Genomic DNA, 18,016 nt, shown 5'->3' on the forward strand with positions numbered 1-18,016 from the left:
ATGACCGGCGGGAGCTTCTATGACGCGAAGTGGCGGTCGGAAGGGAATTTCCGGCCCAAAATCGTTGCCTACTACTATAAGCAGTGGGATGATTTTCATATGGGCTTCCATATGCATGACTCCACGGAATTCATGTATGTCATCTCGGGAACGTGCACGGTCGAGACGAAGGACGATCTCGTAGCGATGCGCAAAGGCGATCTAATTATGCTGGATGCCGGCGTCACGCACAGGCTTAGCGTCGAGAAGGGCAGTCCATGCCGGATGCTGAACGTCGAATTTACCTTCAAGCCTTGCGACGGCATTTTCCCGTCATTCGGTCAATTGGCCCAGAGCGACACGGCCTTCTCGGAGCTGCTGGAACGCAGGCCGGATACGCTCGTGCTCCGGGATTCCGCGGACGTGCAGCATATCTTGAAGACGCTCGTGCTGGAGCTGGATATCGGAGGTACGGGGGCAGGCAGGGAGAACATGACGAATCTGCTCATTTCGCAGCTGCTCGTCCGCGTCGCGCGGCTCGCCGCGGAGGACGCGAAGAACGGCGCGGAGCGCCAAATTCATCGTTACGTGCGCACGGCTGCCGAATACCTGCACCAGCATTACGACAGCGACATTCAAGCGAAGGACGTCGCCGCGGCCGTTAACCTGCATCCGGTCTACTTGCAGCGTATCTTCAAAGCGAATATGGAGATGTCCATTACCGAGTATCTCGCCGAGCTGCGCGTGGAGCGGGCCAAGATGCTGCTCGCGCGGACGGATGTACCGATTATCGAGGTAGCCGACTATATCGGGCTGAACAGCAGGCAGTATTTCAGCATGATGTTCAAGAAAGCGACGGGCATGTCGCCTGCCGCTTACCGGAAATCGAAGGCGTCCATCCAGTTTCTGCAAGAGAACCAAGTTGAGATAGTTGACATTCCTTGAACAAATCTGTTGCAAATGTGGAAACGCCTTCTTAACTCGCCTGCTACAATGAGGGTATTGAAATACATTCCCCAAATGGCGGATAGGAGGCTTTTTTCATGTCTTTTAAAGTAGCTTTTGTCGGAGCGGGCAGTATCGGATTCTCGCGTACGCTGCTGCGCGATTTGCTTGCCGTACCGGAGTTCAAGAATATTGAAGTTGCGTTTACTGACATCAATCAGCATAATCTCGACATGGTGACGCAGCTCGTGCAGCGCGACATCCGCGAGAACGGCTTGTCCATCGAGATTCAGTCGACGACGGATCGCCGCGAGGCTTTGAAGGATGCCCGTTACGTGTTCTGCGTCGTGCGCATCGGCGGTCTGGAAGCATTCCAGCATGACGTCGACATTCCGCTCAAGTATGGCGTCGACCAATGCGTCGGCGACACGCTGTGCGCAGGCGGCATCATGTACGGCCAACGCGGCATCGCGGCCATGCTCGAGATCTGCAAAGATATCCGCGAAGTCGCGGAGCCGAATGCGCTGCTGCTCAACTATGCGAACCCGATGGCCATGCTGACTTGGGCTTGCAACAAATACGGCGGCGTCCGTACGATCGGCCTCTGCCATGGCGTTCAAGGCGGCCATCACCAGATCGCGCGCGCCCTCGGCAAGAAGAAGGAAGAAGTCGACATCATCTGCGCGGGCATCAATCACCAGACGTGGTACGTTTCCGTCAAGACGGACGGCGTCGACCGGACGGGCGATCTGCTTGAAGCGTTCGAGAGCGTGCCTGACTTCATGCAGACGGAGAAGGTCCGCATCGATATGATGCGCCGCTTCGGTTATTACTCGACGGAGTCGAACGGACACTTAAGCGAATACGTGCCTTGGTACCGCAAGCGTGCGGACGAAATCAAGGATTGGATCGACATGGGCGTCTGGATCAACGGCGAAACCGGCGGTTACCTGCGCGTCTGCACGGAAGGCCGCAATTGGTTCGAGACCGACTTCCCGAACTGGATGAAAGCCGATCCGTACGTGTATTCGGCGGAGAACCGCGGCGAAGAGCACGGATCCTATATCATTGAGGGCTTGGAGACGGGACGCGTCTACCGCGGCCACTTCAACGTCGTGAACAACGGCGTCATCACGAACCTGCCGGACGACGCCATCATCGAAGCGCCGGGCTATGTCGACCGCAACGGCATCAACATGCCGGTCGTTGGCGATCTGCCGCTCGGCTGCGCCGCTGTATGCAACGTCAGCATCTCCGTGCAGCGCCTTGCCGTGGAAGCTGCCGTGCACGGCGACGACAAGCTGCTTCGCCAAGCGATGATGATGGATCCGCTCGTAGGCGCGGTGTGCAATCCGAAGGAAATTTGGCAAATGGTTGACGAGATGCTCGTCGCGCAGGCGAAATGGCTGCCGCAATACACGGCTTCCGTCGAAGCCGCCGAGAAGCGCCTCGCCGCAGGACCGCTCGTGCCGACCCGCGAGAACTACCAAGGCGCGGCCCGTCTGAAGACGAAGACGATCGAAGAGCTGACCGCGGACCGCGAGGCATCGACCCGCAACGCACGTGAAGCGGATAAAGCGAAAGAACGTCCGGCTGCAGCGCACTAAACGATCCGCTTATAAAGGCTCCGTCCCTCGGCTTCTTCAATAGAAGATGCCAGGTACGGAGCCTTTGTCAGTCACCTATTGCGGGTGATATTAACGTTTCGGATACAGCGGATAGTCGACCGAAGTCGGCACGTCGATCAGAATCAGGCGGAGCTTCGTTTCGACGTCCGCGGTGATGACGGCGGCGTCGGATCTCTCCGCGCGCACGAGCACGAAATCCTTGTGCTTGAATGCCGTGCGATTATCCGGCTGGCCCGCATAGGACCAGGAACCGCCGCCGCGAATCGCGAGCGCCGTGAGGGAACGGCCATTCTCCACGGGATGCGAATAGGAAGCGCCCGGCTCGATCTCTACGTCCCACATGCGGGCGTCGGCTACGATATGGATCGGCGAGCCTTCGCCGATGACCGTTTTCTTCGTAAAGCCGCTGCCTTGCTCGATCGGAAAGGCTTCGTGCTCGTATTGGTTGTAGGTCGGCTCCGTTTGCAGCGCTTCTTGGACGGAGGGCTCGAACCAGATTTGGAAGCCTTCCATATCCGGACCGACGAAGCGCTCTTCGTGGCTGACGCCGGAGCCCGTCTGCATCAATTGCACGCCGCCGGCGCCGATGCTGCTCTTCGTGCCCAGCGTATCCCCGTGCTCGGCTTTTCCCGCAACGACATAGGTCATGATTTCAAAAGCTTGATGGGGGTGCAGCGGAATATACCCGTCTTGTTTCGCATGCGCCCATGCCCAGTAGAACAAGGTGCTGACCCGTTTCACGACGGCGCCTTCCCCGGAGAAGCCGATCGGTTTCTGTTCCGTGATTTTACCGCCGTCAAAAGCGCCGGTTGCTTGCAACGTTGGTCCGTACACGAGTGTTTGCATATGAAAGCCTCCCTATGAATGAGCGTTTATAATTTGTAGTCTCCCGCGCCGACAAGCGCCAAGCCGACGGAGACCGCGATCATGATGATGTTATATTCCATGCCGTTCTGTCTCACCCAGAACCCGAACCTGAAGTGAATGGAGGCGATGGCGCCGAGCATCGTCAGCACGATCAATACGGCAGCGACGTACAGCCAGTGGCCGACCGAGAACAGCAGGCCGCCGGCCAATTCGGCCGACCCCGCCAGCAATGCGAACGTTATGCCGGGCTTCAAGCCGATGGAGCTCATCCAGCTGCCCGTTCCTTTCAGCCCATACCCGCCGAACCAGCCAAACAGCTTCTGGGTGCCGTGTCCGGCGAGCGTCAATCCGACGGCCAAACGAATGATCAACAAGCCAAGCGACATGCTAATGCGAATCTCCTCCGATACTACGTAAAACTATGCTGGGCAGCAAGGCCAAGCTTCTTCAACAGCTGTATGGCTTGCGCCTGCTCGTCTGCCGTTAGGCCGCTGACCGCTTTCGAGATCGCTTCCGTGTGCGGCTCGAAGGCTTCGTCCAGGAATGCTTTACCTTGTTCCGTGATTTCGGCGAACGTAACCCTGCGGTCCGTCGGGCATGCTTTGCGTTTCGCCAGCCCCTTGTCCGCGAGCTTGTCGATCACGTACGTAATGTTTCCGCTCGTCATCAATATTTTCTCGCCGATCTGCTGAAGCGGCTGCTCGCCTTTATGGTACAGAAGCTCCAATACGGCGAATTCGGTCGGGTTGAGTCCGCGGCTCCGAATATCCTGATAGACATGCGCCGTGACCCATTGATGCGCGCGGGAGAGCGTGATAAACAGTTGAAGCTCATTGGTTCTGTTTGGCGTCGTCAATGTTCTTCACCTCATCGAGAGATAGTTTCCAATCATGCGGCTTCATTTCTTCAAAGTGTAATATCTTAATTTAAAGATATATGAATTTGTTCCTTATGTCAAGCTCGCGATAACGGCAAAAGGCAGTTCCCCCATCGCACCGCGCGATGAAGGAAGTTTGCCCCAATCGTCCTCAATAAATCCGATGGACGATTTCTTCGAAATCCGGCTCTTCCATATGAACGTCTTCGATCTCGCCGTATTGTTCGAGCATGCGCAAGGCGTCCATCGCGCTCAGCTGTTCTCGGTTGCAGGCGGCCGTCAAGACGCGTTCGTCCTCGCCGCAGCTGAGTTGAAGTCCGTTGAATTCGGAACGCGTGATCGCATGCTTCGCAGAATCGGCGATCGGGAGTTTGTAGGTAATGCGGATGAGCGTAGGCAGGCCGATGCGGCGGCGTAGATCGTCTATGCTGCCGTCGAAGCCCAGCTTGCCGTCGTTGATGACGATCACGCGGCCGCAGAGCTGTTCGATATCGTCCATGTCATGCGTCGTGAGCAGCACCGTTTTGCCGAGATGCTGATTAATGGACTTGAGAAAGTGGCGGATGCTGCGCTTGGCCGTAACGTCGAGCCCGATGGTCGGTTCGTCGAGGAATAGAATAGCCGGATCATGCAGCAGCGCCGCCGCGAGGTCGGAGCGCATGCGCTGACCCAGCGAGAGCTTCCGGGCCGGCGTATCCATGAACGGTTCCAGTTCCAGCAGCTCGCTGAGCTGGCTAAGCCGCCGCTTCATCATGCCGGCATCGATGCCGTACATGGCGGCAAGGATATCGAACGAATCGCGGACGGGCAAATCCCACCACAGCTGGGTCCGCTGACCGAAGAGCACGCCGAGCTTCCTTGCGACGCGTCTGCGATCATGATGGGGGCTTAGCCCGTCGATCGTAACGCGGCCGGACGTCGGGTGAAGGATGCCGGAGAGCATTTTGATCGTCGTCGATTTGCCTGCGCCATTCGGGCCGATATAGCCGACGAATTCGCCCGGTTCGATGTTGAAATTGATATCCGCTACGGCGTGCTTGATGCGGACATCGCGGGAGAACAGCATGCGGACGCCCTTGAAGGCGCCCTCCTTCGCTGCCGCCGTGCGGAATTGCTTCGATAGATGCTGAACCTGAATCATACGGGGCGGTTCACTCCTTCCTGAATGGCGAATTATGTGCCCGTGCTCTGGTAGCGCATTAATCCGCGTCTCCATAGCAGCAGCCCGGCAGCGAATAGACAAGCGGCCACGACCGGAGAAGCGATCAGCAGTCCGATTCCGCCCTCGCCCCGAAGCAGGTAGAGGGAAGGGACATAATTGGCAAAAGCAACCGGAATAGCCGTCAGCAGCATGCCCTGCATCCACTTCGGGTAGATCGACACCGGGTATTGCACGGCCGTTCGAGCCGCATCCTCGGTAATGGTCTGCAGCTCTTCGATGCGGGTAAGCCAGAAACCGAGGGAAGCCGTCAGCAGGCCGATGGCAAACAGCAATAAAGCACCCGATAACACAATTACAACCGTATACGGGATTGCCGTCCACGTAATTTGGCCATGCTGAAACAGCTCCCGCATGCAGAGGATGAGTACCGTCATGCCTTGGAGGACCTCGCCGATGCGAAACGAAACATTTTGGGACATGAGACCGAGCAGGATCGGAATCGGCCGAAGCAGCAGATTGTCGAGATCCCCGCTGACCAAATAATGCTCCAGATGGTGAACGTCCGAAGCGAGCGTTCGGTAAATGGCCTTCGATAGCGTTAGCACGGCATACAAGTAACCGGCTTCCTCCAGGCTCCAGCCTTTGATATGGCCGAACTTGGCCAGAATGACGGCAAGCATCGCGAATTCGACGACATTGATGACGGCCGCCATGATCGTGGAGAACCAGAAGTTGAACTTATACTGCATCCGGCTGCGTAGGCTTGCCGCCGCGAGCAGCTTATACATGCGCAGCTGTTCCTTCATCCGCCATGCACCTCCACCTTCCGGCGCATCCTGCTCGTTACGAACAGGCAGAGTCCCGTCAATAAGGCGCACCAGCCGGCCGATCCCAGCAGGCTCGAGGCATCCTCGAGACCGAGGTATAACTTTGACGGTATATAATGAAGAAACGGGTAAAAAGAAGCGTGGCTGAGCACGCGAAGCCAGCCCGGCAGCCATTCGACGGGAATGAGAAATCCGGAAAGCAGCATGCTGAAGGCGTAGTTGACCCAGTACAGCCAGCGTGACTCCGTCGTCCAGAGCGCGGCTGCGCCGATCAGGTAATTGATGCAGATAGAGATGTATGCGGCGAGCGCAAGAGCAACAGCGGTCCATAGAAAGGTAATCATCGAGGAAGGGACGTGAAGCGGGAGAACCAAGAGGTAGAGCGCGTAGATCGGGATGCTTTTGTACAACAGCTGGTAAGCGATCTGACCCCATTCCCGGCACATCAACTGATAGAAGAAATGTACCGGACGCATAAGGTCCGTGGCGATTTGGCCCGTTCGAACGGATTGCTCGATGCCGAGGCCGTTGGTCAGGAAGGAGACGACCCAGAGGCTGACCTGATTGAAGGCGACGTAACTGATCATGCCGTTCAAGCCATACGTTCCGAGCGATTGGCTCTGTCCGATGCCAACCCAGATGGAGACGTAGATAAAACCGAAGATGGCGCTCGCAAGGTTATGTACCATATGCGCGCCGCGGTACTGCAAGTTGCGGCGATAGGTCTTGCGCGCCAAAGTGAGGAATAACATGGGTCACCTCCGTCAATGTAAGCTTGCGGCTAAGCCGTATTGCTTGCGTTGCAGGTGAAATGGCGTAGAGAGAGAGCGAGAAATATCATAGCTTAACTAGCAGATTAAGGCAAATTATTTTTTTCTTCATTAAGAAAGCGTGCAAGCAAAAGCCGGAGCGTCTTATGACGCTCCGGCCGAGGGACCGAACGATTACTTGTGCATGGCAGCTTGCCCTTGCTGAACGTCGAGCGGAGCAGGAACGTCGTTTCCTCCGACGAACTGATGTTTCACCAGCTTGTTAAAGGAAGGCAGCCAAGGCATAAGAGAATGGCCCGCCCAAGCCTCCTGCGCATATTGAATCAAATGATTGTTGAATTCCTTATTCGCGGAGATGTGCACCTCTTGGACGGAAGGCGCCAGCTTGCGGACATGAATCGCGATCGTTTGTTTCAGCTCGCTGGAGATTTGATTATGGTCATTGATGGTAAAATAAGAATTATAGGGCGTTGCGATCCGCTGGTTATTCCAGTATGGACTGCCGGTATCGTTGTTGTATACGCCCTGCGTCGATCCGGAGTTGTCCTGCTCGCGCGTGGCGCGGCCGCCCGATTTCATCGTTCCGGTCGCCGTCCAGTCCGTCGTTATGCCGACGTAAGCATTCTTGTCCGTCAGCATCACCAGCGCTCCGGCCACGCCATTAATGCTCGAAACATCATTGGAAATGAGGGAACTGTATTCGAACCAGGCGTTGTCATGCTGGCCCGGCAATCCGCTTACGGTGCCGTACATACGGCTGCCCAGCATTTTTGGATCGCCTTTGTTTTTGCTGCCGTAGTCGTACGTGCTGTTTTGAACGTAACGCTCGTAATTGCAGCCGCTCATGACGACCAGGCTTAGCGTTACAGCGGTAAGCAAAGTAAGAATACGTGCTTGCTTTATCATAAGGTCGCTCCTTTCGTCAGCTTACCTTTAGAATGGGCGGAGGAAGATCAAATATGCATGGTGAAACGATACATAAAGAACCATGGTTTATGCACACAATGTAGGATAGACATGGAGCTTCGCGCCAGTCAGTTGGCAAGCTAAAAAACGAGAAAATCCGTTGATTTTACTGGGATGAGAACATTTTGTGAACATCCTTGGGAACATTGACAAAAAGCACCTTCAACTTTATATTTATTTAAGTGATTAGATTGCGGAAGTTGTCTAAACATCTAGGAATTGCAAGCAGCAGAGCCGCTTTTTCACTGTCTACGGCTGCTGTCAAAACGTAAAAAGTGGGGTTGATTGATGATGAATCGGTGGCACGTTCTAAAACGGCTATTGCCGCTTCTCGCCGGAATGGTGTTGCTGCTGTCAGCTTGCGGACGAGCTGACCTGTCGACGCTGAGACCGCAGGGACCGGTAGCCGAAGAACAGTTCGGACTAATGAAACTTACGATCACGATCATGGTTGTCGTCGTTCTGATCGTATTTGTAATCGCAGGATATGTAATTATTCGCTATCGCCGCCGCCCGGGTGACAAATCGATCCCGGTTCAAGTGGAAGGCAACCACAAGCTGGAGATTATTTGGACGGTCATTCCAATTATCCTTTTGATCATCGTCGGTATCCCGACGGTCAATTCCGTATTCGGACTTGCCAAGGATTACACGAAAGATCCGAATGCCGTGCAAATCAACGTAACGGCTCACCAATATTGGTGGGAATTCGAATATCCGAATCTGGGCGTTAAGACTGCGCAAGAGCTGCTTATCCCGGAGGGCACGATCATTTCCGTGGAAGCGAAGACGGCGGACGTTCTTCACTCCTTCTGGATTCCGTCCTTGGCAGGTAAAGTAGATACCAACCCGGGCGGCAACGTGAACAGAATGTATTTCAAAGCCGACCATACCGGCGTATTCCTCGGTAAGTGCGCGGAGCTCTGCGGACCTTCCCACTCGCTGATGGACTTTAAAGTGAAAGTCGTGGACAAAGCTTCCTTCGATCGTTGGGTTGCAGCGATGAAAAATCCGGTTGCCCTTCCGGAAGACCAGGAAATCGCAACCGTACTTAACAAGCAATGTCTGACTTGCCATGCTATCGGCGATAAAGGCGTCCAGCTCTATCCGAACTTGACCGGTATCGGAAGCCGCGAATCCGTTGGCGGCAAGCTGATCAATACGGATCAGCCTGAATACGCAAACGAAGGTTCGGTTGAAGAAAACCTCAAAACTTGGATTAAAGATCCGCAAGCCGTAAAACCGGGTACGCTGATGCCTAAGGTAGACCTCACGGATCAACAAATCGATGCCATCGCGAAATACTTGGCAGGATTGAAACTAGACTATTAATCACCTACGGAATGAAGGAGGTACCTACTTTGGCTCACGCACATGCGGTTAAGCGGTATAGCGGTCTCATGGACTGGCTGACGACCGTTGACCATAAAAAAATCGGCATTCTGTATTTGATATCAGGCGGATTCTTCTTCCTGGTAGGCGGACTGGAAGCGCTCCTGATCCGGATTCAGCTATGGAAGCCGCTTAACGACTTCGTAGCAGCGCATACTTACAACGAATTGCTGACGATGCATGGTACGACGATGATCTTCCTCGCGGCCATGCCGATCATATTCGCCTTAATGAATGCGATCGTGCCCTTGCAGATCGGGGCGCGCGACGTAGCATTCCCGTTCGTTAACGCGATCGGCTTCTGGACGTTCTTCGCAGGCGGCGTCCTGCTGAATGTCAGCTGGTTCGCAGGCGGAGCGCCGGATGCAGGCTGGACGTCTTACGCGCCGCTTGCCACGCCGACATTCAGCGGCGGACACGGCGTCGACTACTACGTCATCGGTCTTCAAATCGCCGGTATCGGTACGCTGGTCGGCGGTATCAACTTCTTGGTTACGATCATCAATATGCGCGCTCCGGGCATGAGCTTCATGCGTATGCCGATGTTTACATGGACGGCGTTCATCACTTCCGCTTTGATCTTGTTCGCTTTCCCGGCGCTGACGGTCGGCCTGGTAGCAATGATGTTCGACCGCCTCTTCGGCGGGAACTTCTTTGAACCGACGAACGGCGGTAACGCAGTGCTTTGGGAACACATCTTCTGGATTTTCGGACATCCCGAAGTATATATCCTTATCCTGCCGGCATTCGGCGTTATCTCCGAGGTTATCAGTACGTTCTCGCGCAAGCGGTTGTTCGGTTACAGCTCGATGGTATTCGCAACCGTGCTGATCGGCTTCCTGGGCTTCATGGTATGGGCGCATCACATGTTCACGACGGGCCTAGGGCCTGTAGCGAACGCATTGTTCTCCATCGCGACGATGCTGATCGCCGTACCGACCGGTATCAAAATCTTCAACTGGTTGTTCACGATGTGGGGCGGTTCCATTCGCTTCACGACCGCTAACCTGTTCGCCGTAGGTTTCGTTCCTACATTCGTAATGGGCGGCGTTACAGGGGTTATGCTTGCAGCGGCTCCTGCCGACTTCCAGTATCACGATTCGTACTTCGTCGTTGCCCATTTCCATTATGTTATCGTGGGCGGCTTGATTCTTGGCTTGTTCTCGGGCCTATACTATTGGTGGCCGAAAATGTTCGGACGCATGCTGAACGAAGGTCTTGGCAAGCTTTGCTTCTGGACATTCTTCCTGGGCTTCCACCTCACGTTCTTCGTGCAGCATTTCCTTGGTTTGATGGGTATGCCGCGCCGCGTTTGGACGTATCTAGACGGCCTCGGCTTCAATAACCTGAACATGATCAGTACGGTCGGCGCATTCCTGATGGGCGTCGGTACAATCGTGTTCTTGCTGAACATCGTTATTACATCGTTCAAACCGCGCGATGCAGCCAACGATCCTTGGGAAGATGGACGTACGCTGGAATGGACGATTCCGTCCCCTGCGCCGGAATACAACTTTGCTCAAACGCCGCTCGTTCGCGGATACGATGCTTTCTGGAAAGAAAAAATGGAAGGCAAGAAGGAAATGCTGCCTGCCGAACCGCTTGGTTCGATCCACATGCCTTCGCCTTCGATCCTGCCGTTCGTTATGGCAATCGGCTTGTTCATCGCTGGCCTCGGATTCATGTATGGCAAAGGCGATTACGGCGATGGCTTCAAAGCTTTCCTGTTCAACAATCACATCGTAGCGATTCTTGGCATGGCGATTACACTCTTCTGCATGTTCTTGCGTTCGGTGTACGACGATCATGGCTTCCATATCGAAGTGGATGAAATCACTGGAGATAAGGGGGTAAAAGCATGAGCGCACATTCACACGTAGACGGCCAACTGCCGCATGAGCCCGAGAAGGCTACGCTCGAAGGCCGCAATAAGGTTCTTGGTTTCTGGTTGTTCCTTGGCGCGGAGACGGTTTTGTTCGGAACGCTCTTCTCCGCGTTCCTCGCGCTTCGTCATCAAGTTGGCGACGGCAATCCAAGCGGTCAAGAATTGTTCGAGCTGTCGACTACGGCTTGGGCAACGTTTATCCTCTTGACTTCTTCCTTGACAAGCGTGTTCGCGATTCAGTCGATGCACACGAATAAAGTGAAGTCGATGATCGTATGGTTGATTATTACGATCCTGCTCGGATTAGGATTCCTTGGACTCGAGATCGTCGAGTTCGCGAATTACGTGGACGAAGGCCATAAGTTCTCCACGAGCGCATTCAGTACTTCCTTCTATACGCTGGTCGGCTTCCACGGCGCGCACGTATTGTTCGGGATTCTCTGGATCGGCATTCTGATCGCGCAAATTTTCAAAAAAGGCTTGAACGTCACAACTGCTCCGAAGATATATGTAGCCGGTATTTACTGGCACTTTATCGACGTCGTGTGGGTATTCATCTTCACCGTCGTGTACTTGATGGGAAAGGTGGGCTAACGAATGTCAAGTCAACATTCCTCAGTCGAAGAGCAAGCTAAACACCATAAGCACGAAGGCCCTAAGAAGCATATCATTGGGTTCATCATGTCCATCCTGCTGACAATCATCGCTTTCTCGATGGTTGCAGCGGGTGAAATCAATACTACGTTCATTTACATCTTCTTGGTTCTCATGGCTTGCGTCCAGGTCTTTATCCAAATGGGCTTCTGGATGCATATGAAAGATCGCGGTCACTTGTACCCGATCATCGGTATTCTCATGGGCGTGTTCGTCGTATTCACGATTGTCATCATGGCCGAGTATTGGGCTTGGTGGTAATACGGTCCTAAATTGAAGAGGGGGAGGTCCTTTGCCGGCCCCCTCTTTTGTTGTAAATGAGCGTCACCTTGGAAAGGGGTACCAACATCATGCTTGGATTGCAATATTTCAGCTTTGATGAGTTGTGGAGCCCATGGTTTTTCTTCTTGATGACAGCGTTAGTCATACTCTATTTCTATTTAGCTGGACCTTGGAAGGAAAAGCATGCGCCGCTGGAGCCGCGAGTAACCGGCTTGCAGAAGACGTTGTTTGTTTCGGGCATGGCGCTATTGTATCTCGCCATGGGCGGGCCGCTTCAACTGCTCGGACATATGATGTTCACGTTTCATATGGTCAACATGTCCCTGGCGTATTTAATCGCGCCGCCGCTGCTCTTGCTGGGCATACCTGCCTATCTATGGCGGAGCATGTTTCGAGCTCCGTACTGGTCCAAGCTGAGTTGGGCCTTGCATCCGATTTTAACGCTTGTGCTGTTTAATATGCTGTTCTCGATGTATCACGTTCCGGTCGTGCATGACTATATCATGCTTCATTTTGCGATTCATCGACTCTTCTATTTGGTATTGCTTGTCACCTCATTGATGATGTGGTGGCAGATTGCTTGTCCGGTGCCGGAATGGAACCGTCTTACGGATCTCCGCAAGATGGCATATATATTCGCGAACGGCATGCTGCTTACGCCTGCGTGCGCGCTCATTATCTTCTCCAGCACTTCGATGTATGCCACCTATAGCGACCCTGAGGTTTGGGCGAAGGCGATGGGCTATTGCATCGGCAATGCGAACGCAAGCCAGCTGCTTACCAAATTCACGGGTCCGACCTTCTTCAACCTGATGTCGCCCGCGGAGGATCAACAGCTCGGAGGCATCGTCATGAAGCTCGTGCAGGAAGTGATGTACGGCTGCATTCTTGCTTATGTCTTCTTCCAATGGTATAAGAAAGAGCACGGAGATTCGAAGGATGACGAGATTCCGGATAACGGCGCGTGGAGCTAAAGCGCTTCGGTGTCTAGCGATTGAATGAACTTTGCGTAGAAATGGACGGGATGAATCTTGTCAAAGTACGATATTTTACCGACGATCAGCACCTCCTTCATCGTCATTAGCGCGATCCTGGTCGCGATCGGCTGGAACCTGGCGATCAAGCGGAAGCTGGAATCGCATAAGAAAGTTATGTTGGCCGGAGCGGTAGCCGCGCTGTTGTTCTTCATCATCTACATGTCCCGCACCATCTTCGTCGGCAATACCGACTGGGGCGGATCGGATGAAATGAAGCCGTATTATTTAACCTTTCTCTTCTTCCATATCGTTCTGGCTACATCAGGCGCGGTGTTCGGGATCACGACGATCACGCTGGGGTTCCGCCAAAGTTTCTCCAAGCATCGCAAGTGGGGCCGCGTGACATCGATGGTTTGGTTCTTCACGGCGATTACGGGCGTTATCGTATATGTCCTCCTCTATCTGATGTATCCGGGCGGCCATACGAAACCGGTGCTGGACGTGCTGTTTGGCGGAGGTTAAGAGGAATAGAAGGCTGGATTCCATGACCGATTCGAAGTAGCAGGCGAATGCTTCACTCCCCGACCTTCGTCGGTGAGCGCAAACCAATCGCCCCTTAGGCGAATGCTGCACTCCCCGACCTTCGTCGGTGAGCGCAAACCAATCGCCCCTTAGGCGAATGCTGCACTCCCCGACCTTCGTCGGTGAGCGCAAACCAATCGCCCCTTAGGCGAATGCTGCACTCCCCGACCTTCGTCGGTGAGCGCAAACCAATCGCCCCTTAGCGGTAAATCTCCTTGTGAGATTTACCGCTTTTTTGTATGATGAATGTTAGATAAGAACATTTGTTGTTTGTTTTAAACAGAGGAGGATGAACGATGCAGCTGCATGGACGGCAGTTTACGAGAAGGGAAATCGAAGCGCGCGTCGGGCGAATCGAGCAGCTCGGCGGCATCAGGCGGATGCAGCATGCCGAGGGCAATGAAGCCGGAGCTTCGGTCATCGCAGTGCGAACCGGTGCCGGTCTGGCCTACGAGGTGACGCCGGATAAGGGATTGGATATCTCGCTGGCCTCCTTCGCAGGTTCGTCCCTGACCTGGCAGTCGGCCAACGGCGATGCGCATCCGTCCTATTACGACGACCAAGGCATCGGCTGGCTGCGTACGGCGGCCGGAGGCTTATTCATGAGCTGCGGCCTAATCCACGTGGGCTCTCCAAGCACGGTTGACGGCACGACGTACAGCCTGCATGGCCGAGCGCATCATACGCCGGCAACACAGGTAGCCGCGGAGAGCCTATGGGAAGGCGACGAGCTGGAGCTGCGCATTCGAGGCGTCGTCGAGGAGACGTCGATATTCGGCGGGCATCTGCGGTTGCGGCGCGAGATTCGGAGCAGGCTTGGCGAGAACGCGATTTGGATCCACGATATCGTCGAGAATGCTGGGTTTCAAGCCTGTCCGCATATGATGCTGTATCATTTTAACTTCGGTTATCCGCTCATGACGGAAGATACGCAGCTTCGTTTTCCCGGCGCCTCGGTCATGGCAAGGGAAGCGGAGACTCCGGTAGACGGCTATGATCGGTGGGACGCGCCGACGGCCGGTTACCAAGAGCGCGTGTATTATCATGAGCTGTCGAAGAATCCTGACGGACGGGCCGAGGTTGTCCTTCACCAGCCGCGGTTTCCGCTCGCCGCCGGCATGACGGCACCGGTCTCGGTGAAGCTGAATTGGGATACGGCCTCATTGCCGCGGCTTGTTCAATGGAAAATGCCGGGAGCCGGCGTGCATGCATTAGGCATCGAGCCGTCCAATTGCGGCGTGGAAGGGATGGATGCCGAGCGTCGGCGGGGGACGCTTCGGATGCTGGAGCCGGGCGAGTCGGTTCACTATGATTTGAAGTTGTCGGTCGGCAGCGATTGACGGGGAGGTTAAGGGATGAGCTTAAATGAACGGCAGCAGCAGCTGCTCGGCCTGCTGGAAAGCAGCGGCGAAGTGAAGGTGGCCGGACTGAAAGAGACGTTCGGCGTAACGGAAATGACGATTAGGCGCGATCTGGAGAAGCTGGAGCTGGCCGGCTACGTGAAGCGTACCTTTGGCGGCGCGATTCTGGCTTCCAAGGACATCGCGATCGGAGACCGGACGGGTGTCATGGCAGAAGAAAAGCAGGCCATCGGCAAAGCGGCGGCCGCGCTCGTGCGGGAGAATGACGCGATCTTCATCGACGGCGGCACGACGACGCTCCAAGTGGCTCGTCATTTGAAAGCCGATATGAACATCACCGTCGTGACGAATGCGCTTAACATCGCGATGGAGCTCTTGGAGAAGCGGATTACGACAGTCGTGACGGGCGGCATGGCGCTTGAAGCGACATCGACGCTGGTCGGCCCTGGAACGCTGGAGACGATCGGCAAGATGGCATTCGACCGCATATTTCTCGGCGCCACAGGACTGACAGCCAAGCACGGCTTCTGCAATTCCAATATGTACGAGGCGGAGATCAAGCGGATGGCGATTGCGCAGGCCTCGGAAGTCAATATCGTCGCCGACCATACGAAGTACGGAGCGAAGGAGCTCTTCTCGTTCGCGGGCATAACCGACGTACGGCGCGTTATCAGCAGCCGTTTGCCGGATGAGAAGCTTATGCAGGCCTGCAAGGAAAGCGGGCTGGAGCTGCTTATTGCCCATGATAATGTTTGATTCGAACATAAGTATAGACAGGAGTCGTTACCTGCGTTACTATAATGTTATAAACGAACATTATATGTTCTAACAGAACAGAGGGGGATGAATACGGATGTCTGTCAAACCAAGACTAAACCGCATGTTCAGCGAGCAGGGGAAGTGTTTCGATGTAGCGGTGGACCACGGCTTCTTCAATGAAGCGTCGTTCTTGTCCGGTATCGAAAACATGAAACAAGCGGTGCAGACGATCGTCGAGGCGAATCCGGACTGCATTCAACTGAGCATCGGCCAGGCAAAATGGCTGCAGGAAGTGCCGGGCAAAAAGAAGCCGGGTCTCGTGCTGCGTACGGATGCCGCGAACATCTATGGCATGGAGCTGCCGCGCTTCGCGTTCAGCGAGCTGATCGACCGCGCGATCGAGAAAGCCGTATCGCTCGATGCAGTTGCCGTCTGCGTCAATCTGCTGCTGCTGCCGAATCAGCCGGAGCTGCATCACCAATGCGTGCGCAACATTTCGCTGCTGAAGAGCGAATGCGAGAAATACGGCATGCCTCTGATGGTCGAGCCGCTCGTGATGCTGCCTAACGAAGCGAAAGGCGGTTACATGGTCGACGGCGATATCGACAAAATCATGCCGCTGGTACGACAAGGGGTCGAGCTTGGCGCGGATGTCATCAAAGCGGATCCTTGCGACGACGTCTCGCAATACCACCGCGTCATCGAAGTCGCATCCGGCATCCCGGTGCTCGTGCGCGGCGGCGGCCGGGCGAGCGACGAAGAAATCGCGAACCGCACGGTTGAATTGATGAACCAAGGCGCATCCGGCATCGTATACGGCCGCAATGTCATTCAGCACCCGAATCCGGCAGGCATGACCAACGCCCTGATGGCGATCGTGCACCATGGAGCGTCCGCTGAACAGGCGCTTGCGATCTTGAACGGACAGGAGGCGCGCTGATATGAGTAAGCGAATCATTAACTTTGGCGTTATCGGCTGCGGATTGATGGGTAAAGAATTCGCAAGCGCCGCCGCTAGATGGCTGCATCTCGAAGGGGTCGATTTCGAGCCGCGCATCGTGGCCGTATGCGACGCGAACCCGGCGGCAACGGAATGGTTCAAGCGGCAGGTGCCGAGCGTGGAGCGCGCGTACGGCGATTACAAGGAGCTGCTCGCGGACGGCGAGGTCGAAGCGATCTATTGCGCGGTACCGCATAATCTGCACGCGCAGATCTATGTCGATATTATCGAAGCCGGCAAACATCTGCTCGGCGAGAAGCCGTTCGGCATCGACGCGGAAGCGAACGCGCGCATCCAAGCGGCACTGGAGGCCAATCCAAGCGTGATCGTACGCTGTTCCTCGGAGTTTCCGTTTTACCCCGGCGCGCATCAGATCATTCAATGGGTGAACGAAGGAAAATTCGGCCGGATCATCGAGGTCGAGGCCGGCTTCTGGCATTCCAGCGACCTGGATCCGACGAAGCCGATCAACTGGAAGCGGCGGATCGCGACGAACGGCGAGTACGGCTGCATGGGCGATCTCGGCATGCATGTGCTGCATTTGCCGATGCGTTTCGGCTGGAAGCCGAACAGCGTGCGAGCGCTGCTGAGCAAGATCGTATCGGAGCGTCCGGACGGCAAGGGAGGCAGCGTGCCTTGCGAGACGTGGGATAACGCGATACTGGCCTGCGAGGTCGAGACGGCGGATCAGCAGTTCCCGATGGTGCTGTCCACCAAACGGATTGCGCCCGGCCACGCCAATACCTGGTTCATCCGGATCCAAGGAACGGACATGTCGGCGGAATTCAGCACGAAGAATCCGAAGCAGGTCTCGTCGCTGCCTTATACCCCGGGCAAACAGCAGGCCTGGCATACGGTGGATGTACCATACAAGTCCGCCTACGGCACGATTACCGGCGGGATCTTCGAATTCGGCTTCTCGGATTCCATTCTGCAAATGTGGGCCGCCTTCTGCGATGAATTGGCTCATGGCACGGACGGCATGACGCAACCGTTCCGCTGCGCGACGCCGGAAGAAGCGGGCGGAAGCCATCGCGTGTTCACGGCCGCGTTGGAATCCCAGCGTTCCGGAACTAACGTAGCGATTGACTGGAGGGACTAGG

Annotated in this window: 19 protein-coding genes; 12 read left to right on the top strand and 7 right to left on the bottom strand. The window is 55.2% G+C overall.

Annotated features, from left to right (window positions below; all coding sequences use genetic code 11):
- Together GT003_RS06235 and melA are read left to right on the top strand one after the other, a co-directional pair.
- Entirely contained in the window at positions 1 to 924 is a 924-nt protein-coding gene (locus tag GT003_RS06235; protein WP_161695554.1) for an AraC family transcriptional regulator, read from the top strand.
- A gap of 98 nt (positions 925 to 1,022) precedes the next feature.
- On the top strand, positions 1,023 to 2,531 hold the full coding sequence (gene melA, locus GT003_RS06240) for an alpha-glucosidase/alpha-galactosidase (protein ID WP_161695556.1): 1,509 nt from the start codon (positions 1,023 to 1,025) through the stop codon (positions 2,529 to 2,531).
- A 90-nt stretch (positions 2,532 to 2,621) separates the two neighbouring features.
- On the opposite strand, the gene GT003_RS06245 is transcribed toward melA, so the two are convergent.
- From GT003_RS06245 to GT003_RS06275, 7 genes are all read right to left on the bottom strand, one after another.
- Positions 2,622 to 3,398, bottom strand: a complete 777-nt coding sequence (locus GT003_RS06245) for a pirin family protein (RefSeq protein ID WP_161695558.1) — start codon at positions 3,396 to 3,398, stop codon at positions 2,622 to 2,624.
- A 26-nt stretch (positions 3,399 to 3,424) separates the two neighbouring features.
- Entirely contained in the window at positions 3,425 to 3,805 is a 381-nt protein-coding gene (locus GT003_RS06250; protein WP_161695560.1) for a DoxX family protein, read from the bottom strand.
- Between the two features lie 23 nt (positions 3,806 to 3,828).
- On the bottom strand, positions 3,829 to 4,275 hold the full coding sequence (locus GT003_RS06255) for a MarR family winged helix-turn-helix transcriptional regulator (protein WP_161695562.1): 447 nt from the start codon (positions 4,273 to 4,275) through the stop codon (positions 3,829 to 3,831).
- A gap of 172 nt (positions 4,276 to 4,447) precedes the next feature.
- Complete coding sequence (locus tag GT003_RS06260; protein WP_161695564.1) at positions 4,448 to 5,437, bottom strand: ABC transporter ATP-binding protein; 990 nt, start codon at positions 5,435 to 5,437, stop codon at positions 4,448 to 4,450.
- 32 nt (positions 5,438 to 5,469) lie between these two features.
- Positions 5,470 to 6,264, bottom strand: a complete 795-nt coding sequence (locus GT003_RS06265) for an ABC transporter permease (protein ID WP_161695566.1) — start codon at positions 6,262 to 6,264, stop codon at positions 5,470 to 5,472.
- Positions 6,261 to 7,037, bottom strand: a complete 777-nt coding sequence (locus GT003_RS06270; protein ID WP_161695568.1) for an ABC transporter permease — start codon at positions 7,035 to 7,037, stop codon at positions 6,261 to 6,263. The genes GT003_RS06265 and GT003_RS06270 overlap by 4 nt, the downstream gene beginning before the upstream one ends.
- A 192-nt stretch (positions 7,038 to 7,229) precedes the next feature.
- Positions 7,230 to 7,961, bottom strand: a complete 732-nt coding sequence (locus tag GT003_RS06275) for a hypothetical protein (RefSeq protein WP_161695570.1) — start codon at positions 7,959 to 7,961, stop codon at positions 7,230 to 7,232.
- 348 nt (positions 7,962 to 8,309) lie between these two features.
- Here GT003_RS06275 and coxB point away from each other — a divergent pair, with 348 nt between their 5' ends.
- The 10 genes from coxB (at position 8,310) to GT003_RS06325 (ending at position 18,015) form a co-directional block, all read left to right on the top strand.
- On the top strand, positions 8,310 to 9,353 hold the full coding sequence (gene coxB / locus GT003_RS06280; protein ID WP_161695572.1) for a cytochrome c oxidase subunit II: 1,044 nt from the start codon (positions 8,310 to 8,312) through the stop codon (positions 9,351 to 9,353).
- Positions 9,354 to 9,364: 11 nt separating this feature from the next.
- Positions 9,365 to 11,275 (top strand): cytochrome c oxidase subunit I, encoded by a 1,911-nt coding sequence (gene ctaD / locus GT003_RS06285; RefSeq protein ID WP_161695574.1) that lies wholly within the window; start codon positions 9,365 to 9,367, stop codon positions 11,273 to 11,275.
- Entirely contained in the window at positions 11,272 to 11,892 is a 621-nt protein-coding gene (locus GT003_RS06290; RefSeq protein WP_161695576.1) for a cytochrome c oxidase subunit 3, read from the top strand. The genes ctaD and GT003_RS06290 overlap by 4 nt, the downstream gene beginning before the upstream one ends.
- 3 nt (positions 11,893 to 11,895) lie before the next feature.
- Entirely contained in the window at positions 11,896 to 12,213 is a 318-nt protein-coding gene (locus tag GT003_RS06295) for a cytochrome C oxidase subunit IV family protein (protein ID WP_161695578.1), read from the top strand.
- A gap of 89 nt (positions 12,214 to 12,302) precedes the next feature.
- Positions 12,303 to 13,208 (top strand): cytochrome c oxidase assembly factor CtaG, encoded by a 906-nt coding sequence (gene ctaG, locus GT003_RS06300; protein WP_161695581.1) that lies wholly within the window; start codon positions 12,303 to 12,305, stop codon positions 13,206 to 13,208.
- Positions 13,209 to 13,265: 57 nt separating this feature from the next.
- The gene (locus tag GT003_RS06305; RefSeq protein ID WP_161695583.1) at positions 13,266 to 13,733 is read left to right on the top strand and encodes a DUF420 domain-containing protein; all 468 of its coding nucleotides are present in this window, start codon (positions 13,266 to 13,268) and stop codon (positions 13,731 to 13,733) included.
- Positions 13,734 to 14,089: 356 nt separating this feature from the next.
- The gene (locus GT003_RS06310; protein ID WP_161695585.1) at positions 14,090 to 15,133 is read left to right on the top strand and encodes an aldose 1-epimerase family protein; all 1,044 of its coding nucleotides are present in this window, start codon (positions 14,090 to 14,092) and stop codon (positions 15,131 to 15,133) included.
- A 15-nt stretch (positions 15,134 to 15,148) separates the two neighbouring features.
- Complete coding sequence (locus GT003_RS06315; protein ID WP_161695587.1) at positions 15,149 to 15,910, top strand: DeoR/GlpR family DNA-binding transcription regulator; 762 nt, start codon at positions 15,149 to 15,151, stop codon at positions 15,908 to 15,910.
- Positions 15,911 to 16,007: 97 nt separating this feature from the next.
- A complete protein-coding gene (locus GT003_RS06320) occupies positions 16,008 to 16,853 on the top strand; it encodes a class I fructose-bisphosphate aldolase (RefSeq protein ID WP_161695589.1) in 846 nt (281 codons plus the stop codon).
- A 1-nt stretch (position 16,854) separates the two neighbouring features.
- A complete protein-coding gene (locus GT003_RS06325; protein WP_161695591.1) occupies positions 16,855 to 18,015 on the top strand; it encodes a Gfo/Idh/MocA family protein in 1,161 nt (386 codons plus the stop codon).
- Position 18,016 lies beyond the last annotated feature (1 nt).

Origin of the sequence: Paenibacillus sacheonensis (assembly GCF_009909195.1) — a bacterium.
Taxonomy (GTDB): Bacteria; Bacillota; Bacilli; order Paenibacillales; family Paenibacillaceae; genus Paenibacillus_Z; species Paenibacillus_Z sacheonensis.